General features: G+C 70.7%; 22 protein-coding genes. 14 read left to right on the top strand and 8 right to left on the bottom strand.

Annotation, left to right across the window (positions count from 1 at the left end; all coding sequences use genetic code 11):
• Positions 1 to 5: 5 nt before the first annotated feature.
• Positions 6 to 782 carry a phosphate ABC transporter ATP-binding protein PstB gene (gene pstB / locus QNO09_RS30040; protein ID WP_150481732.1) on the top strand — a complete coding sequence of 259 codons (777 nt, stop codon included), beginning with the start codon at positions 6 to 8 and terminating at the stop codon, positions 780 to 782.
• Between the two features lie 118 nt (positions 783 to 900).
• Here the strand turns inward: pstB and QNO09_RS30035 are convergent, their stop codons facing one another.
• Positions 901 to 1,899, bottom strand: a complete 999-nt coding sequence (locus tag QNO09_RS30035) for an inorganic phosphate transporter (protein ID WP_283973400.1) — start codon at positions 1,897 to 1,899, stop codon at positions 901 to 903.
• A 7-nt stretch (positions 1,900 to 1,906) separates the two neighbouring features.
• The gene (locus tag QNO09_RS30030; protein ID WP_283973399.1) at positions 1,907 to 2,527 is read right to left on the bottom strand and encodes a DUF47 domain-containing protein; all 621 of its coding nucleotides are present in this window, start codon (positions 2,525 to 2,527) and stop codon (positions 1,907 to 1,909) included.
• A 202-nt stretch (positions 2,528 to 2,729) separates the two neighbouring features.
• Here QNO09_RS30030 and QNO09_RS30025 point away from each other — a divergent pair, with 202 nt between their 5' ends.
• Entirely contained in the window at positions 2,730 to 3,098 is a 369-nt protein-coding gene (locus QNO09_RS30025) for a metal-sensitive transcriptional regulator (RefSeq protein ID WP_283973398.1), read from the top strand.
• A gap of 30 nt (positions 3,099 to 3,128) precedes the next feature.
• Here the strand turns inward: QNO09_RS30025 and QNO09_RS30020 are convergent, their stop codons facing one another.
• Both QNO09_RS30020 and QNO09_RS30015 read right to left on the bottom strand, forming a co-directional pair.
• On the bottom strand, positions 3,129 to 3,296 hold the full coding sequence (locus QNO09_RS30020) for a hypothetical protein (RefSeq protein ID WP_283973499.1): 168 nt from the start codon (positions 3,294 to 3,296) through the stop codon (positions 3,129 to 3,131).
• A gap of 91 nt (positions 3,297 to 3,387) precedes the next feature.
• The gene (locus QNO09_RS30015) at positions 3,388 to 4,239 is read right to left on the bottom strand and encodes an SCO4651 family lipoprotein (protein WP_283973397.1); all 852 of its coding nucleotides are present in this window, start codon (positions 4,237 to 4,239) and stop codon (positions 3,388 to 3,390) included.
• A 404-nt stretch (positions 4,240 to 4,643) separates the two neighbouring features.
• Between QNO09_RS30015 and QNO09_RS30010 the strand changes: the two genes are divergently transcribed.
• Complete coding sequence (locus tag QNO09_RS30010; protein WP_283973396.1) at positions 4,644 to 6,203, top strand: FAD-binding oxidoreductase; 1,560 nt, start codon at positions 4,644 to 4,646, stop codon at positions 6,201 to 6,203.
• Between the two features lie 18 nt (positions 6,204 to 6,221).
• Here the strand turns inward: QNO09_RS30010 and QNO09_RS30005 are convergent, their stop codons facing one another.
• The 3 genes from QNO09_RS30005 to QNO09_RS40080 all read right to left on the bottom strand — a co-directional run bounded on the left by QNO09_RS30005 (position 6,222) and on the right by QNO09_RS40080 (position 8,515).
• Positions 6,222 to 6,920, bottom strand: coding sequence for a phosphatase PAP2 family protein (locus QNO09_RS30005; RefSeq protein WP_283973395.1), 699 nt, complete (start codon positions 6,918 to 6,920; stop codon positions 6,222 to 6,224).
• 245 nt (positions 6,921 to 7,165) lie between these two features.
• The gene (locus QNO09_RS30000; protein ID WP_451522803.1) at positions 7,166 to 8,110 is read right to left on the bottom strand and encodes an NlpC/P60 family protein; all 945 of its coding nucleotides are present in this window, start codon (positions 8,108 to 8,110) and stop codon (positions 7,166 to 7,168) included.
• 228 nt (positions 8,111 to 8,338) lie between these two features.
• Positions 8,339 to 8,515 (bottom strand): hypothetical protein, encoded by a 177-nt coding sequence (locus QNO09_RS40080; protein ID WP_502962362.1) that lies wholly within the window; start codon positions 8,513 to 8,515, stop codon positions 8,339 to 8,341.
• A gap of 347 nt (positions 8,516 to 8,862) precedes the next feature.
• On the opposite strand from QNO09_RS40080, the gene QNO09_RS40075 reads away from it, so the two are divergent.
• From QNO09_RS40075 to QNO09_RS29960, 7 genes are all read left to right on the top strand, one after another.
• Entirely contained in the window at positions 8,863 to 9,261 is a 399-nt protein-coding gene (locus QNO09_RS40075; RefSeq protein WP_502962361.1) for a hypothetical protein, read from the top strand.
• A gap of 479 nt (positions 9,262 to 9,740) precedes the next feature.
• Positions 9,741 to 10,049 (top strand): DUF8827 family protein, encoded by a 309-nt coding sequence (locus tag QNO09_RS29985; protein ID WP_102913377.1) that lies wholly within the window; start codon positions 9,741 to 9,743, stop codon positions 10,047 to 10,049.
• Between the two features lie 208 nt (positions 10,050 to 10,257).
• Positions 10,258 to 11,082, top strand: coding sequence for a DUF8175 domain-containg protein (locus QNO09_RS29980; RefSeq protein ID WP_283973393.1), 825 nt, complete (start codon positions 10,258 to 10,260; stop codon positions 11,080 to 11,082).
• Entirely contained in the window at positions 11,072 to 12,403 is a 1,332-nt protein-coding gene (locus tag QNO09_RS29975) for a hypothetical protein (protein WP_283973392.1), read from the top strand. Before QNO09_RS29980 ends, QNO09_RS29975 begins: the two co-directional genes overlap by 11 nt.
• Positions 12,400 to 13,956, top strand: a complete 1,557-nt coding sequence (locus QNO09_RS29970; protein ID WP_283973391.1) for an SCO6880 family protein — start codon at positions 12,400 to 12,402, stop codon at positions 13,954 to 13,956. Before QNO09_RS29975 ends, QNO09_RS29970 begins: the two co-directional genes overlap by 4 nt.
• A gap of 6 nt (positions 13,957 to 13,962) precedes the next feature.
• Complete coding sequence (locus QNO09_RS29965) at positions 13,963 to 15,372, top strand: ATP-binding protein (protein ID WP_283973390.1); 1,410 nt, start codon at positions 13,963 to 13,965, stop codon at positions 15,370 to 15,372.
• A 17-nt stretch (positions 15,373 to 15,389) separates the two neighbouring features.
• On the top strand, positions 15,390 to 17,000 hold the full coding sequence (locus tag QNO09_RS29960; protein WP_283973389.1) for a TraM recognition domain-containing protein: 1,611 nt from the start codon (positions 15,390 to 15,392) through the stop codon (positions 16,998 to 17,000).
• Here QNO09_RS29960 and QNO09_RS29955 read toward each other — a convergent pair.
• Complete coding sequence (locus QNO09_RS29955; RefSeq protein ID WP_283973388.1) at positions 16,989 to 17,558, bottom strand: GNAT family N-acetyltransferase; 570 nt, start codon at positions 17,556 to 17,558, stop codon at positions 16,989 to 16,991. The two genes, QNO09_RS29960 and QNO09_RS29955, sit on opposite strands and share 12 nt — an antisense overlap.
• Before the next feature lie 93 nt (positions 17,559 to 17,651).
• Between QNO09_RS29955 and QNO09_RS29950 the strand changes: the two genes are divergently transcribed.
• From QNO09_RS29950 to QNO09_RS29935, 4 genes are read left to right on the top strand one after another with little or no spacing between them, the layout of a single operon-like run.
• Complete coding sequence (locus tag QNO09_RS29950; RefSeq protein WP_283973387.1) at positions 17,652 to 18,572, top strand: ABC transporter ATP-binding protein; 921 nt, start codon at positions 17,652 to 17,654, stop codon at positions 18,570 to 18,572.
• Positions 18,569 to 19,348: an ABC-2 transporter permease gene (locus QNO09_RS29945; RefSeq protein WP_283973386.1), complete on the top strand. Its 780-nt coding sequence runs from the start codon at positions 18,569 to 18,571 to the stop codon at positions 19,346 to 19,348. The genes QNO09_RS29950 and QNO09_RS29945 overlap by 4 nt, the downstream gene beginning before the upstream one ends.
• Before the next feature lie 23 nt (positions 19,349 to 19,371).
• Positions 19,372 to 20,616, top strand: a complete 1,245-nt coding sequence (locus tag QNO09_RS29940; protein ID WP_283973385.1) for a sensor histidine kinase — start codon at positions 19,372 to 19,374, stop codon at positions 20,614 to 20,616.
• Entirely contained in the window at positions 20,613 to 21,284 is a 672-nt protein-coding gene (locus QNO09_RS29935) for a response regulator (protein WP_283973384.1), read from the top strand. Before QNO09_RS29940 ends, QNO09_RS29935 begins: the two co-directional genes overlap by 4 nt.
• Positions 21,285 to 21,402: the final 118 nt, after the last annotated feature.

Below are 21,402 nucleotides of genomic sequence, written 5' to 3'. Positions count from 1 at the left end.
TAGTCATGGCCAAGCGAATCGACGTAAGCGGACTGACCGCCTACTACGGCTCCCACAAGGCGATCGAGGACATCTCGATGACCGTCGAGCCGCGCTCGGTGACGGCGTTCATCGGCCCGTCCGGCTGCGGCAAGTCGACGTTCCTGCGCACGCTGAACCGGATGCACGAGGTCACCTCGGGCGGCCGGGTCGAGGGCAAGGTGCTCCTCGACGACGAGGACCTCTACGGATCGGGCATCGACCCGGTGTCCGTGCGCCGTGAGGTCGGCATGGTGTTCCAGCGGCCGAACCCGTTCCCCACGATGTCGATCTTCGACAACGTGGCGGCGGGCCTGCGGCTGAACGGCAACTACAAGAAGAACGAGCTGTCGGACATCGTCGAGCGGTCCCTCAAGGGCGCGAACCTCTGGAACGAGGTCAAGGACCGCCTGAACAAGCCCGGCTCGGGCCTGTCGGGCGGCCAGCAGCAGCGCCTGTGCATCGCGCGGGCGATCGCGGTGGAGCCGAACGTCCTGCTCATGGACGAGCCCTGCTCGGCCCTGGACCCGATCTCCACCCTGGCGATCGAGGACCTGATCGGCGAGCTGAAGGAGCGCTTCACGATCGTCATCGTGACGCACAACATGCAGCAGGCGGCGCGCGTCTCCGACCGCACGGCGTTCTTCAACCTGTCGGCGGTCGGCCAGCCCGGCAAGCTCATCGAGATCGACGACACGGAGCGCATCTTCTCCAACCCGTCGATCCAGGCCACGGAGGACTACATCTCCGGCCGCTTCGGCTGATCCGGCCCGCCGAGTCTCCTCGCGGTGCTGCATGGCGGTGCCACCGCGAGGCCGAAAAAGGGCCCGCCCCCGGCTCCCGGGGGCGGGCCTTTTCGCGTCCGCGGCGGTGCCGGGCCGGTTACAGGAAGGCCAGCTGCACGATCCCGTAGGACGCCGCGGCCACCAGTGCGGCCGCCGGCATCGTGATGAACCACCCCAGGATGATGTTCTTGGCGACGCCCCACCGCACGGCGTTCACCCGCTTCGTGGCCCCGACGCCCATGATCGCGGAGGTGATCACATGGGTCGTGGAGATCGGCGCCCTGAACAGGAACGCCGAGGTGAACATGATCGTCGCGCCCGTCGCCTCCGCCGCGAAGCCCTGCGGCGGGTCCAGCTCGATGATCTTCCGCCCCAGGGTCCGCATGATCCGCCATCCACCGGCGTACGTTCCCAGCGACAGCATCACCGCACAGGCGACCTTGACCCACACGGGAATCGGATCGCCGTAGTCCTCGACATCGGCGATGACGAGCGCCATCACCACGATGCCCATGGTCTTCTGCGCGTCCTGCAGACCGTGCCCGAGCGCCATGCCGGCCGCCGAGACGGTCTGCGCTATCCGGAAACCCCTCTTGGTCTTGTGCGGGTTGGCGTTCCGGAAGAGCCACATGATGGCGGTCATCACCAGATAGCCGGCCAGCAGACCGACCACCGGGGAGATGAACATGGGGAGGACGACCTTCTCCAGCACCCCGTGCCAGTAGACCGTCGTCCCGCCGGCCAGCGCGGCACCGACCATCCCGCCGAACAGCGCGTGCGAGGAGGACGAGGGCAGCCCGAAGTACCAGGTGATGAGGTTCCAGACGATCGCGCCCACCAGCGCGGCGAAGAGGATCCCCATCCCCTTCGACCCCGTCGGTGTCTGGATCAGGCCCTCACTGACCGTCTTGGCGACACCGGAGCCCATGAACGCGCCGGCGAGGTTCATCACCGCGGCCATGGCCAGCGCGGCCCTCGGCGTCAGCGCACGGGTCGAGACGGACGTGGCGATCGCGTTCGCCGAGTCGTGAAAGCCGTTGGTGTACGTGAAGAAGAGCGCGACCCCGATGGTCACGACCAGAGCAAGGTTGTCCATGAAAGGTTCAGGACTCCTTGACGGCGATGGTCTCCACCGTGTTCGCCACGTGCTCGAAGGCGTCCGCCGCTTCCTCCAGCACGTCCACGATCTGCTTCAGCTTGAGGACGTCCATCGCGTCGTACTTGCCGTTGAAGAGGTGCGCCAGGAGCTTGCGGTGGATCTGGTCGGCCTGGTTCTCCAGCCGGTTGACCTCGATCCAGTACTCGGTGAGGTTCTCCATGGTCCGCAGGTGCGGCATCGCTTCGGCCGTCAGCTCGGCGGCGCGCGCCAGGACCTCGATCTGCTGCTCGACGCCCTTGGGCAGTTCCTCGACGTTGTAGAGGACGACCAGGTCGACGGCCTCCTCCATGAAGTCCATGATGTCGTCGAGGGACGAGGCGAGGGTGTAGATGTCCTCGCGGTCGAACGGCGTGATGAACGAGGAGTTCAGCTGGTGGAAGATCGCGTGCGTGGCATCGTCACCTGCGTGTTCCGCTGCCCGCATACGCTCTGCGATCTCGGCCCGGGCGGGTGTGTCCGCCCCGAGCAGTTCCATGAGGAGCTTCGAGCCCGTGACGATGTTGTCCGCGGAGGCGGCGAACATGTCGTAGAAGCTCGTCTCCCTGGGGGTCAGACGAAAGCGCACGTGGGGTCCTCGGGGTGCTTCGGTTTCGGTCAGGCCGATGCTAGGCGCAACATCCGGCCACGGCTATCGGCCGCCCACCAGTGTCGCCCATGGGGCACGGTGGTGAGCACGGGGGCGGTTCCAGGGCCGTATACCCAGCAAAGTTCGGTACCATATACCCACCAGGGGTATATGTCGGCCCTCTGCCCACCAGGAGGAAGCGATGACGGACGTGACCGACACAACAGATGTCACCCCAGTCACCCCCGGCACCGCCGGTGCGAACGCGGCGCCCGATCATGACCACGGTGTGCACGGGTACCACCAGCAGAAGGACGAGCACCTCAAGCGCCTGCGCCGTATCGAGGGCCAGATCCGCGGCCTGCAGCGCATGGTCGACGAGGACGTCTACTGCATCGACATACTCACGCAGGTCTCCGCCTCCACCAAGGCCCTGCAGTCCTTCGCCCTGCAACTGCTGGAGGAGCACCTGCGGCACTGCGTCGCCGACGCCGCCCTCAAGGGCGGTGACGAGATCGACGCCAAGGTGAAGGAGGCGACCCAGGCGATCGCCCGCATGCTGCGGACCTGACCCGGGCCCGGGCTCGCGGGACGCCCGGATTCAGCGCCGTGCGGACTCCCGCTCCTCGGCCACCTTCAGCACCTCGTCGATGCTCTCCAAACTGAGCCGCTCCTGGGCCGCCGAGGCCGCGATGATCAGCTCCCCGCACAGCTCGATCTCGGCGAGGGCCACGTGGTCCTGAACTGCCGTACCGCCGACCGGAGCCACGTGCATCACCTCGTCTCTGCCGTCACCGACTTCCTAGAGTAGGGAGCGGCCTACACACCGCGCATGGCACGGACGGGCTAGTTCACGCCGGTCACTCCTCGGCGATCTTGCCCGCGTAGATGTCGTCGGCGTGCGGCAACCGTACGCGCACCGAGGCCCCGAAATCGTAGAGCAGGGTGGTGGAAGCGACGGCCACGGGGCTCTTCTGCTGCCCGTTGAGGAAGCTGAACCGGTGCCTGACCTTGCGGATGCGCCCCTCGTCGTCGAGGTAGGCGTCGAAGGGCACGTCCGCGGTGGCGAACCCCTTGGCCGCCGCCTTCAGGGATCCCTTGTTCCCCTCCGAGGCACGCCGGGCCGCGTCGGAGAGGTCCGCCGTCCCCCGGTAGTGCCGCACCCCGGTCCCCGCGACCTCCGTCCTGCCCACGTACGTCGCCGTCCGTGTCCCGAGCAGCACCTCGGCCGCCGTGAACGGATCGGTGGCCCCGCCGGTGACGAGGTTGCCGTCGGACAGGGTCCGCGTGTCCACCCGCACCCATTTGTCCGCGGGCACTCCGGCGCCCCGGTTCTTCATGAACAGCGCGCCCGGCGCGAGCAGCTCGGTGATCGGCCGGCGCTCGGCGGCCCCCGCGGGATCCTGCGGCAGCAGCACCTTGAGCCGCCCCCTCCGCTCGCGGTAGTCGTACACCCCCGCGCCCCGGATGGTGACCCGCGTCCCGCCGGCGGCCATCTCCATCGACGTACGGGCCTTGGAGCTCCCCGCGTCGGTGAGCCGGTCGGCGGCCTGCCGCAGCGCGACGACCGCGTCCCCGCCCCCGGAGTCCCCGGCGACCGCGTCGCCGCCCGCGCACCCCGCCGTGCCCAGCCCCGCCCCGGCCAGGACCCCGGCCGCGACGAACGCCGCACCCGTCCGCCTGTGCCGCCGTTCCCGCTGCCGCCCAGTCATCGCCTGCCTACCCCCAGCCGGTACGTCCGTCACGGGCCCCCTCGTTGTTCCGGTTAACGACGGGTATGTGCCCCCGTCACGCCAGTCCGCCCCGACCACCGCACCAACCGTTCACCTGTGATGGGTAACGTTGTCGTCGTGGCGCAGCAGGACGGGCTGGAACCTCCCCCCAACCTCCCCGAACACCGCACGACGACCATGGAGAAGGGTCATTTCTGCGTGGCTCACTGCACCTGCGGGTGGCGCGGCCCGGCGAGAAGAGCGAGAAGCCAGGCGCGCACGGACGCGGAGAAGCACGCGACGGGTTGATGCCCGCGGCGGACGCCGCCGAGGCCAGGCGTCGGACCATGGAACCCGCACCCCCCATCGCCCCGTCCCCCAGGACGGAACCACCGGGAGGCCCCATGGAGCGGCGCACGATCCTCACCGCCGGCACGGCAGCCATCGCCATGGCCGCGAACCCCTTCATCACCGCCTGCACCCCGTCGGGCACCCGCTCCGGGGCCACGGCCACCGCCACCGACGCCGTGCGCACCGCCACCACCTCACGGTCCACCGCCGCGAACTGGGCCGCCCTGGCGCGGGACCTCGACGGCCCCCTGATCCGCCCCGGCGACGCCGACTGGCCCGCGGCCAGGCAGCTCTACAACACCCGCTTCGACAGCCTGAAGCCCGCCGCGGTCGCGTACGTGTCCCATCCGGACGACATCCGCACGACCCTGGCCTACGCCCGCGCCCACGCCCTGCGGGTGGCGATCCGCAACGGCGGCCACTCCTACGCCGGGTGGTCCTCCGGCGACGGCCGTCTGATCATCGACGTCTCGAAGCTCAACCGCGTCCGGGCCTCCGGCACCACCGCCGTGGTCGGCGCCGGCGCCAAACTCATCGACGTCTACCGGGCCCTCGCCGCGAAGGGCGTCACGATCCCCGCCGGCTCCTGCCCCACCGTCGGCGTCTCCGGCCTCACCCTCGGCGGCGGCCACGGCGTGGTCTCCCGCGCCTACGGCCTGACCTGCGACAGCCTCACCCAGGCCACCCTGATCACCGCCGACGGCACACAGCTCACCGCCGACTCCCGCGAGAACAAGGACCTCTTCTGGGCCCTGCGCGGCGCCGGCAACGGCAACTTCGGTGTCGTCACGGAGCTGCGCTTCCGGACGCATCCGGCGCCGCAGGGCGTCTCGGCGTACCTGTCCTGGCCCTGGTCGAAGGCGGCGGCGGTGGTGCAGGCCTGGCAGGAGTGGGGGCCGTCACAGCCCGAAGAGATCTGGTCGTCGCTCCACCTCGCCAACGCCGCGGGCGGCACCCCGACCGTCTCGGTCGCGGCCTTCTCCCTCGGCACCCACGGCGAACTCAAGAACGCCGTGGACCGTCTCGCCGACCGTGTCGGCGCCCCGGCCCGCAGCGTCTCCCTGAAGCGCCGCTCGTACGAGGAGTCGATGGAGGTGTACGCGGGCTGCTCCTCGTTCCCGACGGACGCGCAGTGCCATCTGCCCGGCTCGACCCCGGGCCGCTCCCCGAAGGGCGCGCTCGGCCGCGAGACGTACGCCGCCGCCTCGGACTTCTTCGACCGCTCGCTGTCCCCGGCCGGCATCCGCGCCCTGCTGTCGCAGATCGGCTCGGTGCGCGGCGGCACGGGCAGCATCGCACTGACCGCCCTCGGCGGAGCGGTCAACCGCGTCTCCCCCACGTCCACGGCCTTCGTCCACCGGCGTTCGCGGATGCTGGCCCAGTACATCGCCGCCTGGCGAGCCGGGACGAGCGGTGCGACGGCCCGCGCCTGGCTGGCCTCCGCCCACCAGGCCATGCGGCCCCACGCCTCGGGCGCGGCCTACCAGAACTACACCGACCCGACCCTGACGGACTGGCGCAAGGCGTACTACGGAGACGCGGCGACCCGCCTGACCACACTGAAGAACCAGTACGACCCCGACCGCTTCTTCGCCTTTCCCCAGGCGCTGTGAGCGGCTCGCGCCTCCGCGTCAGGCGGCGAGGTCCCTCTCCGAGGCGCGCTCACTGCGCGTCTCGGGAATCACCGTGTCCTCCCCGTCGGCCCGCCCTCTGGCGCGCACCAGCCACCCCGCCCGGGGCGACCGCTCGACGGCCCGCACCACGGGCGTCAGCAGGGCCATGGCGAGTGGCGACAACAGCAGCGCCACTGCCGTCCCCAGCGCGAACCCGCCGACGACGTCCGTCGGGTAGTGCACGCCCATGTAGACGCGGATGAACCCGCCGAACAGCGCGAGCACCAGCCCGGCCAGCCCGAACCTGCGGTTGGCGACGAACAGGCCGACGGCCAGCGCCATGACGATCGTCGCGTGGTCGCTGACGAACGAGTAGTCGGTCTTGCCCTTGACGAGCACCTCGAGGCCCTGGTGGTCGAGGAACGGGCGGGGCCGCTCCACGAATCCCCGTATCGGCACGTTCACCAGTACGGCGATGCCCGCCGCCAGCGGCGCCCAGATCAGCGCCGCGACGGTGGACGCGGCATCCTCGTCCCCGCGCCGCCTGACGGTCCACCAGCACCCCAGCACGAGCAGGACGATGGCGAGCAGCAGCCCGTACTCACCGACGAACTCCATGACGCGGTCGAACCACGGCGGCGCGTCCTTGGCCAGGCCATTGATGTCGTACAGCAGGTCGACGTCGGGGTTCGACCCGGAATCGGCGAGTCCAGCCATGGTGCTGCGGCCCCTTCGTCGTCTCTCCCGGCGCACCTGTGCGTGCGCCGCTCCCGCCACCCCCGTGGTTGTAGATCCGCTTCCGCCGCACGTATGCAGGACACGTGCCGATGAACGTCTGCTCGGCTACGTCAACAGGAACGCATGGTCCCCGCTGATACGTTCCACACTCCACCGAATGATCACGCAGACGTTATCGAAGAGAGACACGTCTTCGCAGCTCAGGGGGTTGGTTTACACACGGTTCACACCGTGGTGGGCAGTGCTTTCGCGCCATCTTCGGTGACACGGGTGGCCCCGAAGTAGTCAGGCGTGTCGATCGGGTCGAATCGGATGACGGCGCCGGTCCGGGGCGCGTCGATCATGTACCCACCTCCGACGTAAATGCCGACATGCCGGATGGCGCGGGAATTGGTGAGGTCGTCCGAGAAGAACACGAGGTCGCCGGGGAGCAGTTCGTCCCGCGAGGGGTGCGGACCGGCGTTGTACTGGTCGTTGGCGACGCGCGGCAGCTTGATGCCCACGCTCGCATAGGCGGCCTGGGTCAGTCCCGAGCAGTCGAAGCGTCCGCCCTGCTCAGCGGTACCGGTGCCGCCCCAGAGGTAGAGCGTGCCGAGCTTCTTCTGCGCGTACTCGATCGCGCCGGCGGCCTGCTCGGAGGGGTCGACCCGCCCGGCGGGCGCGGCGAAGCTCTCCGAGAGGGCCGTGATCCGCTTCACGTAGTTCTGGGTCTCGCTGTACGGCGGCACACCGCCGTACTTGATCACCGCGTACGCCCCCGCGTTGTAGGCGGCCAGCATGTTCTCGGTCGGATTCCCGCCAACCTTCTTCACGTAGGAGGCGAGTTCGCAGTCGTAGGAGGCGGCGGAGGGAATCGCGTCCGCCGGGTCCCACACGTCGCGGTCGCCGTCGCCGTCGCCGTCGATGCCGTGACTGGCCCAGGTGCCGGGGATGAACTGCGCTATGCCCTGCGCGGCGGCGTGGCTCTGGGCTCTCGGGTTGAAGCCGCTCTCCTGGTAGAGCTGGGCGGCGAGCAGGGCCGGGCTGATGGCGGGGCAGAGGTTGCCCCACTTCTGCACGGTGGCCGCGTACGCGGCGGGCACCGACCCCTTGGCCAACGCTTTCGTCCCACCGGCCACGCCGTTGGCCAGGTTCCCGGCGACGAGGTAGACCCCGACGACGAGCAACATGACGAAGGCCACGGCGGAGCTGATCGCAACACTCGCCACGATCCATGCCTTACGCACCGTCAACCGCCCCTCGCCGCCCAGGAGTCCGTGGGTCAGTGTAGAGGCGGGCGCCACGCCCGGGAATGATCACGGGGAGGAGAGTCGGGGGCGGACGGAGGAACGGGGCACGGCACGGGCAGCACGGCGAGGGCAACGGTGGATCCGGGAGGCGCACGGGATCGCGGCGCGTCACGGTTCTCCGGCCGCTTCCCGGTACAGCCGCTCCGCCTCCGCGCCGAGGACCACGCTGTAGGGGCCGCCCGGGATCGTGCCGCCTTGGTCGTGCCCGCCGAGGACCCCGACGACCTTGCCGTCGCCGTTCGCCCAGGGGCTGCCGCTGGTCCCCCCGCCGAAGCCGGGGCACACGATGCGCTGCTGAGCGCGGCCGTGCGCGGCCTGCCCGGCGGTGCAGCGGACGGGCGTCTCGCGGGTGTCGGGTACCCGCTGACGGTCACCGCGGTGACCCCCGCGGCCGTACCGGTCACGAACCGGTCGCCGCCGACCACGTCCTCGACCCCCGCACCGCCCCGCGCGGCGACCGCGGCGAACCCCACGTCGCCGTCCTCGTGCCGTCCCCCGACCCACCCGCGTGGCAGGAAGCGCCGCACCACCGTCCAGTCCCCGTAAGGTGCCCACCCGTCGCGGTAGCCCGGCACGAAAACCAGCCCCGCGTCGCCCCCCAGGCAGTGCGCGGCGGTGACGATCAGGTTCCGGTGCGGCGCGTCGACCACGGACGCGGTGCGGAAGTGCCCGCCGGCCGGCCGGGCCGCCCGTGCGGCGGGGACGAGGACCCCGACCCGGGCGTCCCGCGCGGTGACGGTCACGCCGAAGGGCCCGGCCCCGTCGTCGGCGGTCGCGGTGGACGCGGCGAGGAGGGCGACGGGGACCACGGCGATGGGCAGGACGCGCTTCACCGGAGCGGCGGCTGTGGCGGGCACCCCACCGGCTCCTACCCGGCGAAGTTCCCCTACGCGAACACCACCGCCCTGAACGACGTCACCGGCGGCAGCAACGGCAGCCGCGCCACCGGCTGCTTCCGCACCGCCCGGACGGGCTACGACGGCCCGACCGGTCCGGGCACCCCGAAAGGGCCTGGCGCCTCCACCGGCTGACGCCTCCCCACCCATGACGGAACGTCACTGCGGAACGGCGCCCAGGGCCGTGGGGGCCCGGAGCCGGCCGCGGAATGCACGGGCTGCGGCAACCCCGACGCGACCCGTTCGCCTTGCCAGGTAGCCTTCACCCGGAGAACACCGGCGCGACCACTCACCCGACCAGCCGTCAGAAACAGCTGTCAAAGGTGAAAAAGGCCGCAAGAGCGGCACAACGACGGAACCGCACACCAGGTTCCGCTCAGGCCTCATTGCCCGGTGTGACCTGCCGTGATACACAGAGTGACCATACGATCCTTCGCGCACCGCCCGTCGCCCCCACTAGGGCCCGGCGCGGAACGGTGGCAAGGTGTTCGTACGAATTCCGCCAAACAATGACGCCAAGTCGACATCCGACAGCATCATTGTCGGCGAGAATGAGGCCTGACCTCTGCATGCCCGCAGAGGATGCGGACTACCCAACAGGGGCGGTGACTTACGTGCTCTTTGCGGCCGACAAGGGAGACATCAACACCATCATCGGCGGGATCGCTCCGGACTGGGGCCCCTTCGGCAACCTGGGCAACGAGGCGAAGGTGATGATCGAGGTCGTGATGGCGGTGGCCATCCTGCTCTGCCTCGGCATCGCCATCTGGGGCGCCGCCAAACAGCGCATCGGAGCCACCGCCCTGCGGGACACCTTCAGCGCGGAACAGGGCAAGGGCCTCATCATCGCGGGTCTGACGGGCGTCTTCATCATCGGCTCACTCGGGACGCTGTTCACCATCGTGTACGGCATGGCCGTATAGCCCGGGCACCGTCCGCCCGCCGGGCGCACCCGGCTCCCTCTCCATCCCACCCGCCCGTCGTGCCCACCGGCTGAGGTTGCGTCTCCCTGATGTCGAGTCACCACACCGCGCCCGCGCGGGAACCAGCGCGGCTACCGTCGTACGAGGAGTATGAGAAGTACGACCGGTACGAAGCGTTTCCGCACGACATCGAGGGGGCGTACGCGGCATGAGTCTCGGTGACGACCACGGGTCCTCCGGCGGCTACGCCGGCACGGGCCAGACCCGCACCCGCCTGCCCGACTCCGGCGACGCCTTCGGCGACCCCCGCCGCCGCGGCTCGTCCCGCAGTCTGGTCACGGTGGTGGGCGTGGTGGTCCTCCTGATCGCGGCGATCGCCTTCGCGAACCGGGGGGGCGGCGGCAGCGAGGCCGGTGGCTCCGGCAGTGACAAGGCGGAGAGCTCGGCGACAGCGCCCACGGGACAGCAGCCGGTCACGTCCAAGACCGGCGACATCGCCACGGGCTACGCCCACACAGAGCAGGGCGCCCAGTCCGCAGCCACCAACTACGGCGTCGCCCTCGGGTCGGCCGACATGTACCAACTCGAAAAGCGGCACGCGATCGTCAACACCGTGTACGCACCCGATGTCGCCGCCGCCCAACTCCCCGAGTTCGATCAGGTCTACTCACAGGAGAGCTTCCTCGAGAAGCTCGGCCTCACCAAGGACGGGACCGCGCCCGGCGGCCAGACCTTCGTCTCGCGCGTCGTCCCGGTCGGTACCAAGGTCACCTCCTACAACAACAGCACAGCCTCGGTCGCGCTCTGGTACACGTCCCTCTTCGGCCTGTCAGGTGAGGGCTCAAAGAACCCCGTGACGGAGAGTTGGTACACCACGACCTACCAGCTGAAGTGGGTCGACGGTGACTGGAAGGTCACCGGCTTCACCCAGAAGGACGGTCCGGTCCCGGTCGGGCGCGACCAAAGGGCCTCCACCGCGGAGGACATGAGCAAGGCCGTCGAGGGGTACGGAGGGTTCACTTATGCCCGGTAAGCATCACGTACTCAAACTCGGCGCCGCGGTCGCAGCGGTGCAGACGGCCACGGTGCTGCTGGCCACCCGTGCATTCGCCGCGCCCACCCCCAGCCCCAGCCCCTCACCCAGCAACAACGCCTGCGACCTCCTCAGGGGCGAGGCCAGAGAAATCTGCGAGGGCGACACCGGCAGCGGCAGCGGCAGCGGGACCTCCCGGCTCGACCCGGCCTCCACCCTCGACCCCCTCTCCTCCCTCGCCAAGGGCTGTGCCGACGCCGCGTCCTGGACCGTCGACAAGCTCAGCGACGCCGTGAAGGAGACCGCCAACGTCGACTTCACGAACCCCAAGTTCCTCCAGCAGTACGCCGTCGTCTTCGCCGCGTCGACGATCCTCACGCTCCTGCTCTGGCTCCTGGCCGTCGCCAAGCGGGCGGTGCGCGGCGTCCCCCTCACCACCGCCCTGTCCGAAGCCATCGGCTTCCTGTGGCTCACGGTGCTGGCCTCCGCCTTCACCCCCCTGATCCTCTACACCGTCGTCTCCGCGACCGACGGCATCACCGAGGTCCTCGCCAAAGCCACCGGCGACCAGACCGACGCGTTCTTCGGCACCTTCTCCGAGGCCCTCAAGAAGGGCGAGGACATCGGCGGCGGCCCGATCATGCTGATCGTCGTCTCCCTGGTCAGCATCCTCGCCGCCGGCGTCCTCTGGCTGGAGCTCGTCATCAGGGCCGCCCTGCTCTACGTCGGCGCCCTCCTCGGCACCGTCGTCTACGCCGGGCTCGTCGACAAGAACCTGTGGGGCCACGTCCGCCGCTGGGCCGGCATCATGATCGCGGTCATCCTCATCAAGCCGGTCATCGTCATCGTCCTCGGCCTCGCCGGCGCGCTCTCCGCCGACGACGGCCCCGACGCCTTCTCCGCCGTCGTCTCCGGCCTCGCCATCATCCTGCTCGCCATCTTCGCCAGCGCGATGATCTACCGCTTCGTACCCGGCTTCGGCGACGAGATCGCCGGCTCCCGCAACAACCGCATCATGCGGGGCGCCGAGGGCAAGGCCGCGGCCGTCATCAGCTCCCCGGCGTCCCTGGTCGCGCAGGGCATCAAGACCCACAGCTCCCGCGCCGACCACAACGGCGGAGGCAGCCAGTCCTCCGCCCCCCGCCCCAGCAACCCCGCCTCCGGCGGAGTCGCCGCGCACAGTGCGCGCACCTCGAACGGCGGCGGCGGATCTGTCCCCTCCGCCGCCCCCGCCCCCCGTTCGAGCAGCCCCGTCAACACCCCCCACGCCAGCAACACCCGCAACAGCAGTACCAACCGCACGGGAGGTGAAGGGCGTTGACGACCGAGTCCCACGTGTCCCATCCGGTCACGCCCCGCCGGACGTATCTGATCGGCCGCGCCCGGCCGAACGCGATCATCGGCCGCAACCGCGAGACCGGCGAGATCGCCCTGATCGTCGTGGGCGCGTTCCTCGGCATGATGTGCGGGCTCCTCGTCCCGGTGCTGTCCCTGCGCATCGTGCTGCTCGCCGGGTTCCCGATGCTGGCGCTGGCCGCGGTGTACGTGCCCTACAAGCACCGCACCTTCTACAAGTGGTTCGAGATCAACCGCAGCTACAAGCGGACCCTGAAGCGGGGCACCACCTACCGCTCCGCCGTCATCGAGGCCGGCACCCGGCTGGACGGCCGCGAGGTGGAGATCGGCCCGCCCCCTGGCATCGGCCGCATCACCTGGCTGGCCGCCCCCTTCGGCCCCGACGAGATCGCCGTGCTCCTGCACGCCGACCGCAAGACCGTCACCGCCGCCATCGAGATCGAGGGCCCGGGCGTCGGCCTGCGCGACAGCGAGGACCAGGAGGCCCTCGTCGACCGCTTCGGCACCCTGCTCAAGCACGTGGCCAACGGCGACGGTTTCGTCACCCGCATCCAGATGCTGGCCCGCACCCTCCCGGCCGACCCGGACGCCCACGCCAAGGACGTCGCCGTCCGCGGCGACGACAAGGCCCTGCCGTGGCTCCAGGGGTCCTACGACCAGCTCCAGTCGATGGTGTCCACCAGCAGCGAGCAGCACCGCGCCTACCTCGTCGCCTGCATGCACTACACCCGCGACCTCGCCGCCGAGGCCAACGCCATGGCCCGCGCCGCCCGCGCCCACGGCGGCAAGGTCGACCGGGACGCCGGACTCGCCGTCGTCATGGCCCGCGAGCTCACCGACATCTGCTCGCGCCTGCAGGAGGCGGACATCCGCGTCCGGCAGCCCCTGGGCCAGGGACGGCTGTCCTCGCTGATCCACTCCATGTACGACCCGGACCACCCGATCGACCACATCCAGGCGATGACGAAACGCAACGCCTGGCCGGCCGAGCTGGACGCCATGGAGCCCACCTACCTCCAGGCCAAGACCCGCGAGTCCTCCACCCGCGCCCCCTGGTGCCACGCCACCGCCTGGGTGAAGGAGTGGCCGATGACCCCCGTCGGCGTCAACTTCCTCGCCCCGCTCCTCGTGCACACCCCGGACGTCATCCGCACGGTCGCCGTCACCATGGACCTCGAACCCACCGAGGTCGCCATCGAGCGCATGCTGACGGAGAAGACCAACGACGAGGCCGAGGCCTCCCGCGCCGCCAAGATGAACCGCACCGTCGACCCGCGCGACGTGGCCGCGAACTCCCGGCTCGACCAGCGCGGCGAGGACCTCGCCAGCGGCGCCGCCGGGGTGAACCTCGTCGGCTACATCACCGTCTCCTCGCGCTCCCCCGACGCCCTCGCCCGCGACAAGCGGACGATAAGGGCCTCGGCGGGAAAGTCGTACCTGAAGCTGGAGTGGTGCGACCGCGAGCACCACCGCGCCTTCGTGAACACCCTTCCCTTCGCCACCGGCATTCGGAGGTAGGACCTGATGCGGGATCCGCTGTCCGTCCTCACCGACGCCTTCACCTCCTTCCTGTTCGGGAAGGTGGAGACGACCAGGCTCCCGGTGCGCACGTCCACGGGCCAGGCCCAGGCGGTCTACCTCCCGACCGCCGCCCCCGGCCTCGGCGACTCCGGCGTCATCATCGGCCGCGAGGTGTACTCCGGAAAGGGCTACATCTACGACCCCTTCCAGCTCTACGGCCAGCAACTGCCTGCCCCCCACTGGCTGGTCCTCGGGGAGTCCGGCAACGGCAAGTCGGCGCTGGAGAAGACGTACGTCCTGCGCCAGCTCCGCTTCCGCGACCGCCAGGTCGTCGTCCTGGACGCCCAGGGAGAGGACGGCGTCGGCGAGTGGAACCTCATCGCGCAGGAGCTGGGCATAACCCCCATCCGGCTGGACCCGATGGCGGCCCTGGACATGGGCATCCGCCTCAACCCGCTCGACCCCGCGATCACCACCACGGGCCAGCTGGCCCTGCTCCGCACGATCATCGAGGTCGCGATGGGCCACGGCCTGGACGAGCGCTCCGGCTTCGCCCTCAAGGTCGCGCACGCCTACGTCAACGAGACGATCGTCGACCGCCAGCCGGTCCTGACCGACATCGTCGAGCAGCTGCGCCACCCCGAGCCCGAGTCGGCCGAGGCGATGAACGTCGCCATAGACGACGTACGGGCCTGGGGCCTGGACGTCGCCCTGGTCCTGGACCGTCTGGTCGACGGTGACCTGCGCGGCATGTTCGACGGCCCCACCACGGTCGGCATCGACCTGGACGCCCCGCTCATCGTCTTCGACCTGTCCCACATCGACCGCAACTCCATCGCCATGCCCATCCTCATGGCCATCGTCGGCGTGTGGCTGGAGCACACCTGGATCCGCCCCGACCGGAAGAAGCGCATCTTCCTCGTCGAGGAGGCCTGGCACATCATCAACAGCCCCTTCGTCGCCCAGCTCTTCCAGCGCCTGCTGAAGTTCGGCCGCCGCCTGGGCCTGTCCTTCGTAGCGGTCGTCCACCACCTCTCGGACGTCGTCGACGGCGCGGCGGCCAAGGAGGCGGCGGCGATCCTGAAGATGGCGTCGACGAGGACGATCTACGCCCAGAAGGCCGACGAGGCGAGGGCGACGGGACGGGTGCTGGGGCTGCCCAGGTGGGCGGTGGAGATCATCCCGACGCTGACCCCCGGCATCGCCGTCTGGGACGTCAACGGCAACGTCCAGGTCGTCAAACACCTGGTCACGGAGACCGAACGCCCCCTGGTGTTCACCGACCGCGCGATGACCCAGTCCTCCGCCGACCTCGCGGACGACGCCCTGCGCGCCGCCGAGATCGAGGCGGAGGAACGGGCCGCGGCCTTCGTGGAACACCACCTGGGCGACTCCGAATCGACGGTGGCGTAGGCGCAAGGGGAGGACGCGTGAGACCGGACGACCGCCACACCCGGCGCGGCACCCAGGGGGGCATCCCCGACGGCCTGCTGGTCGGCATACTCGCGTTCCTCCTCGGCATGACCGTGCTGGTGTGGACGGCCACGGGCCTCGCCGCCCTGTTCGCCCACGGCTCCTGGCCGTCCGGCGTCACCTTCACCCGCACCCCGCCGGCGATGCGCGGCCTCATCGCCGAGCCCCACGACATCCCGGGCGCCTGGCCCGGCACACCCCCCGGCGAACTCTCCGGCTACGGCCTGTTCTGGGGCCTGTTCATCGGCCAGCTGATGATCCTGGTCGTCCTCACGGTGTTCGTGATGGGCACGCTGGCCCGGTGGCGAGCGGTCCGGGCGTGGCGCCGGGCGGAGAAGGCGACGTACGCAGCGGGACCGCCGACGCAGCACGACGCCCCGGGACCCGCGCAGCAGGACGTACAGGGACCGGTCCAGCACGACGTCCCGCGACCGGTCCAGCACGACGCCCCGACGACGACCACACCGCACGAGGTCCCCACCCCCCGCCGTGCGGCCCCCGAGCCCACCCACGTCCTGGAACCCACGCCCGCGCCCGGCGGCCCCCCGCATCCGACGGCAACGCCCGCCCCGCAGACAACCGCACCCGCGACGGCCATCCCCACCACCCCGGCAGCCCTCTTCGCGCAGGAACAGGTGGGCGAACGGGAAAGAATCCTCGTGGCCCCGAGGGAGACCCGCCAGGCCACCGCGACCCAGGCGGTACGCGACGCCGAGGGCCCCGCTCTCGTCGTCACCTCGAACCCCTCCGTCTGGCAGGACACCAAGGACGCCAGAGCCAAACTCGGCCCCACCCACCTCTACGACCCCACCCACCTCTGCGACACCCCGTCCCGCCTCCACTGGTCCCCCACCGCCGGCTGCGAGGACCGGGACACGGCGACGCGAAGGGCCACCGCCCTGCTCACCCCCGTCCGCCCCACCGCCAAACTCGACCAGGCGGTCAGCGACACCGCCGCCACCCTGCTGCGGAGCTACCTGCACGCCGCCGCGATCGACGGCCGCACCATCCGCCATGTCCACCGCTGGTCCCAGGGCACCCAGCTCCAGGACGCCGTACGCATCCTGCGCACCAACCCCAAGGCCGCCCCCGGTTCCGCCGGTGAACTCGAAGGCGCCCTCACTGCCCACCCCGAACGACGCGACATGGCCCAGCAGTTGACCACCCGCGCCCTCACGGCCCTCTCCACGGTCAACATCCGCGAAGCCTGCACTCCCAACCGAACTGATGCCCTCGCCTTGGATTCCTTCGTCCACGAAGGGGGCACGCTTTATGTGGTGGGGGAATCCATCGAGGACCCCAGGACGAACCCGGGCGCCATGCCCCTCCTGACGGCCCTCGTCTCGAGCGTGGTCGAGCGCGGCCGGCACATGGCCGAACGGTCATCGGCCGGTCGCCTCGACCCACCAATGACGCTCGTCCTGGACGACGTCGCGGCCGTGGCCCCGCTTCCCCAACTCCCGGAGCTGCTGGCCACCGGAGCGGACCGGGGCATGCCGACCCTGGCCCTGCTCCGGTCCCGCGAACAGGGCCGCGCCCGCTGGCCGCACGACGAACTACCGGTCTGAGAAGGGCGTTCCCACAGCGCCGCGCTCGAGGACGAACTCCAACTCCCGCTCCCCGACGTCCCCCAACGGCACCGTCACCCCGCTCGGCAGGAACCCCACCCGCCGGTAGAACCGCTGCGCCCGCCCGTTCTCCTCGTGCACGATGAGCCGCACCCGCTCAAGGCCCCGCCCCCACGCCCACTCCAGCGCCGCGTCGAACAGCACCTCGGTCAGCCCGCTCCCGCGCTCCTCGGGCCGCACGAACACAGCGACCACATGCCCCTGCTTCCGCTCCACCGGAAACCCGGCCCAGTCGGTCGTCCCCGGTTCCTCCACGAGCACGGTCAGGGTCCCCACCCATCGCCCGTCCGGCCCCTCGGCGATGATCTGCTGCGCCTTGTCCGCGCCCTCGGCGGCCCCGGCCGTCCGCTCCCGCCAGAACGAGTCCGGCCGGGCCGCGGCCTCCTCGTACGTCTCCAGGAACGCCAGGTGCGCCACCGGATCCCGCAGCGCCGCGAGCCGCAGCTCCTTCGCCGCAGGCCACTCGCCGGCACGGACCGACCGGATCACATAGCTCATGCGGACACGGTAGTACCCGGGTACGACGCCCCTCACCCCGATTACCCCCGCCGGTCCGACGCCCGCGGCCCCCGTGCCCACGAGCATCGAAGCATGCTGACGGCACACGAACTGACCAAACGCTACGGCGACCGGACGGTCGTCACCGACCTGTCCTTCACCGTCCGCCCCGGCGCCGTCACGGGCTTCCTCGGCCCGAACGGCGCCGGCAAATCCACCACCATGCGCATGCTCCTCGGCCTCGACGCCCCCACCCGCGGCCACGCCACCGTGGCCGGACGCTCCTACGCGACCCACCCCGCGCCCCTCACCGAGGTCGGCGCCCTGCTGGAGGCCCGCTCGGTCCACCCCGGCCGCACCGCCCACCACCACCTGCGCGCCCTCGCCCACACGCACGGCATCCCCCGCACCCGGGTCGAGCAGGTCCTCGCCCTCACCGGCCTGACCGACGTGGCCCACCGCCGCGTCAAGGGCTTCTCCCTGGGCATGGGACAGCGGCTCGGCATCGCCGCCGCCCTCCTCGGCGACCCGGCCACACTCCTCCTCGACGAGCCCGTCAACGGCCTCGACCCGGAAGGCGTCCGCTGGATCCGCAACCTGCTCAAATCCCTCGCCGCGGAGGGCCGCACCGTCTTCGTCTCCTCCCATCTGATGAGCGAGATGGCCCTCACCGCAGAACACCTCGTCATCATCGGCCGCGGCCGCCTCCTCGCCGACACCACCGTCACCGACTTCCTACGCCACTGCGGCGCCGGCACCACCAAGGTCGTCACCCCGGAGGCCACCGCCCTCGTGGACCTCCTCACCACCCCCGGCGTGGAGATCACCGCCGGCACCCCCGGCACCCTCCACATCCGCGGCACGGACGCCCGGCACATCGGCACCACGGCAGCCGCCCACGGCATCCCCCTCTACGAACTGACCCCCACCACCGCCTCCTTGGAGGAGGCCTTCATGGACCTCACCCGGGACGCGGTGGAGTACCCGGCGACCCCGCAAGGAGCAGCGGCATGACCACGGCGGCCCTCCCCTACCGCGTGACCCCGGCCCGCGTCCTGCGCTCCGAGTGGCACAAGTTCTGGACCCTGCGCTCCACCTGGAACACCCTCGCCGTCACCAGCGCCCTCACCGCCGCCATGGGCGCGGGCCTCGGCGCCGCCTACGACGGCACGGGCGAAGGCGGCATGGACACGGTCGTCTTCGTCCTCCTCGGCACCCAGTTCGCCCAGATCAACCTGGGGGTGTTGGGCATCCTGGCCACGGCCGGCGAGTACTCCACAGGCCAGATCCGCGCCACCATGACAGCCGTTCCACGCCGCCTGCCCGTCCTCTGGTCCAAGGCCGCCGTCCTGGCCGCGGTCGCCCTCCCCCTCACCCTGGCGACGAACCTCCTCACCTTCCCCCTGGCCCAGTCCTTCCTCTCCGGCACCGACCAGGCGGCCTCCCTCGGCGACCCGGGCGTCCTGCGCGCCCTCGCCGGCAACGCGGCCGGTCTCACCCTCCTCGCCGTGCTGGCCCTGGGCATCGGCGCCCTGCTCCGCTCGGTCCCCATGGCCATCGGCGCCTTCATCGGCCTCGTCATGATCCTCCCGGAGATCCTGGCCATGCTCCCGTACGCCGTCGTCGACGACGCCGTCCGCCACTTCCCCGGCAAGGCCCTGGAAGCCCTCACCACGGCCGACCCCCTGCCCGGAGCGGCCTCCCCGGGCACCGCCCTGGCGGCCATGGTCCTGTGGACGGCGACGGTCCTCGCGTCGGCCGCGCTGGTCCTGCGCCGCCGAGACGTGTGACGCCGGACGCCGGAACCCTCACGATGGACCTCGTGACGGAAGACCGGGCGCCGGAGCCCCTCACCGAGTACGCCCAGCGCCTCGCGCACAAGGTGCGCGCCTTCGACCGACGCCACCCGCTGCTGTGGGACCTCCACTTCACCGGTTTCTGGGTGACCGCCGCCCTGATCGACTACGCCGGCGGCGGCTGGCGCCACAACGCCCACCAGCTCGACGTGCCCGGCTGGCTGCTCCTCACCCTGAGTCTCGGCCTCTCGGTCCCGCTGCTGTGGCGCCGCACCCGTCCCGCCGTGGCTCTGGCCTTCATGGTCCCGTTCGCCCTCGTCGACGCCTGGACCGGCGCCGCCCTCCAGGCGGCCCTGCTCCAACTGGTCCTCGTCTACCATCTCGCCCTGCGCCGCCCCCTGCGCGGCCTGTGGTGGGCGACGGCCGTGGTGATCACCCCGGTCCTCGTCTCGGTCCTCCGCCACGGGGAGGGCAGCTGGGACCAGCAGATCGGCTCGCATCTGATGTCCACCGCGGTGGCCGCCCTCATCGGCGTCACGGTCCGCACCCGCCGCAACTACACCGCGGCCCTGGAGGACCGAGCCCGTCGTCTGGAGACCGAACGCGACCAGCAGGCCCAGCTCGCCACCGCCGCCGAACGGGCCCGCATCGCCCGCGAGATGCACGACATCATCGGCCACAACCTCTCCGTCATCACCGGCCTGGCCGACGGCGGCCGGTACGCGGCCGCCAAATCGCCCGAACGGGCCGCCCAGGCCCTCGACGCCATCGCCACCACCAGCCGCCAGGCCCTCACCGAACTCCGTCGCCTCCTCGACGTCCTGCGCGAGGAAGAGAAACAACAGGCGGACCTGGCTCCCCAGCCGGGTCTCACCGACCTCGACCGGCTCCTCGACGGCGTACGCGCCGCAGGCCTCCCCGTCAGCGTCACCACCCACGGCAGCCCCACTCTCCCCCCGGGCCGCCAGCTCACCGTCTATCGCGTCATCCAGGAAGCCCTCACCAACACCTTGAAACACGCGGGTCCCGACACCACCGCGGACATAGCCCTGTCGTACGAGGAGAAGGCCGCCGTCACCGTCACGATCACCGACACAGGCCACGGCAGCCACACCACCGGCACCTCCCGGGACGGTCGCGGACTACCCGGAATGCGCGAGCGAACCGCCCTGTACGGCGGCACACTTGAGGCCGGCCCACGCCCTCACCCGGAGCGGGGGTGGCGCGTCCGCCTACACCTCCCGGAGGAATACCCGCAGTGACCACCGTCCTCATCGCCGACGACCAGCCACTCCAGCGCTTCGGCTCCCGCATGCTGCTGGAAAGCCAGGACGACATGACGGTCGTGGGTGAGGCGGCGAACGGCAGCGAAGCGGTCCGCATGGCGGCCGAGCTCCACCCCGACGTCGTCCTCATGGACATCCGGATGCCCGGCCTCGACGGCATCGAGGCGACCCGCCGCATCACCGCCGCCGGGGATCGCACCCGCATCCTGATCGTCACCACCTTCGACCTGGACGAGTACGCCTACGCCGGCCTGCGCGCGGGTGCCTCCGGCTTCCTCGTGAAGGACGCGCAGCCCGAGGAACTCCTCGCCGGCGTCCGCGCGGTCGCCTCGGGCGACGCGGTGGTCGCCCCCAGCCTGACCCGCCGCCTCCTGGACGCCTACGTCCACCATCTCCCGGCCGACCCCGGCGCGGAGGACGCCACAGGCGACGATTCCCGCCTCGCCTCCCTCACCGACCGGGAGCGCGAAATCCTCACGGTCATCGGCCAGGGCTGGACGAACACGGAGATAGCCGCCCGCCTCCACCTGGCGGAGTCGACGGTGAAGACCCACGTGGGCCGCATCCTCGCGAAGACGGGTTCGCGCGATCGCATTCAGGCAGTGATTTTGGCATACGACACCAAGCTGGTGCAGCCGTCCTGAAAGGCGTGAAACGCAGAAAACCCCCGCATCCGAAGATGCGGGGGTTTTCACAAGAATTGTTCGGCGGCGTCCTACTCTCCCACAGGGTCCCCCCTGCAGTACCATCGGCGCTGTAAGG

This window comes from Streptomyces sp. 378, from assembly GCF_030124145.1.
Taxonomy (GTDB): domain Bacteria; phylum Actinomycetota; class Actinomycetes; order Streptomycetales; family Streptomycetaceae; genus Streptomyces.
This window is presented reverse-complemented; position numbering and strand designations above follow the sequence as displayed.

What these genes read in the sequence shown, in the direction of transcription:
- QNO09_RS29975 (WP_283973392.1), top strand. Translation starts at nt 11,072, where the DNA reads ATGCCCGGTAAGCATCACGTACTCAAACTCGGCGCCGCGGTCGCAGCG.
- QNO09_RS29980 (WP_283973393.1), top strand. Translation starts at nt 10,258, where the DNA reads ATGAGTCTCGGTGACGACCACGGGTCCTCCGGCGGCTACGCCGGCACG.
- QNO09_RS29940 (WP_283973385.1), top strand. Translation starts at nt 19,372, where the DNA reads ATGGACCTCGTGACGGAAGACCGGGCGCCGGAGCCCCTCACCGAGTAC.
- QNO09_RS30035 (WP_283973400.1), bottom strand. Translation starts at nt 1,899, where the DNA reads ATGGACAACCTTGCTCTGGTCGTGACCATCGGGGTCGCGCTCTTCTTC.
- QNO09_RS30010 (WP_283973396.1), top strand. Translation starts at nt 4,644, where the DNA reads ATGGAGCGGCGCACGATCCTCACCGCCGGCACGGCAGCCATCGCCATG.
- QNO09_RS29965 (WP_283973390.1), top strand. Translation starts at nt 13,963, where the DNA reads ATGCGGGATCCGCTGTCCGTCCTCACCGACGCCTTCACCTCCTTCCTG.
- QNO09_RS30015 (WP_283973397.1), bottom strand. Translation starts at nt 4,239, where the DNA reads ATGACTGGGCGGCAGCGGGAACGGCGGCACAGGCGGACGGGTGCGGCG.
- QNO09_RS30000 (WP_451522803.1), bottom strand. Translation starts at nt 8,110, where the DNA reads ATGTTGCTCGTCGTCGGGGTCTACCTCGTCGCCGGGAACCTGGCCAAC.
- QNO09_RS29955 (WP_283973388.1), bottom strand. Translation starts at nt 17,558, where the DNA reads ATGAGCTATGTGATCCGGTCGGTCCGTGCCGGCGAGTGGCCTGCGGCG.
- QNO09_RS29945 (WP_283973386.1), top strand. Translation starts at nt 18,569, where the DNA reads ATGACCACGGCGGCCCTCCCCTACCGCGTGACCCCGGCCCGCGTCCTG.
- QNO09_RS30025 (WP_283973398.1), top strand. Translation starts at nt 2,730, where the DNA reads ATGACGGACGTGACCGACACAACAGATGTCACCCCAGTCACCCCCGGC.
- QNO09_RS30005 (WP_283973395.1), bottom strand. Translation starts at nt 6,920, where the DNA reads ATGGCTGGACTCGCCGATTCCGGGTCGAACCCCGACGTCGACCTGCTG.
- pstB (WP_150481732.1), top strand. Translation starts at nt 6, where the DNA reads ATGGCCAAGCGAATCGACGTAAGCGGACTGACCGCCTACTACGGCTCC.
- QNO09_RS29950 (WP_283973387.1), top strand. Translation starts at nt 17,652, where the DNA reads ATGCTGACGGCACACGAACTGACCAAACGCTACGGCGACCGGACGGTC.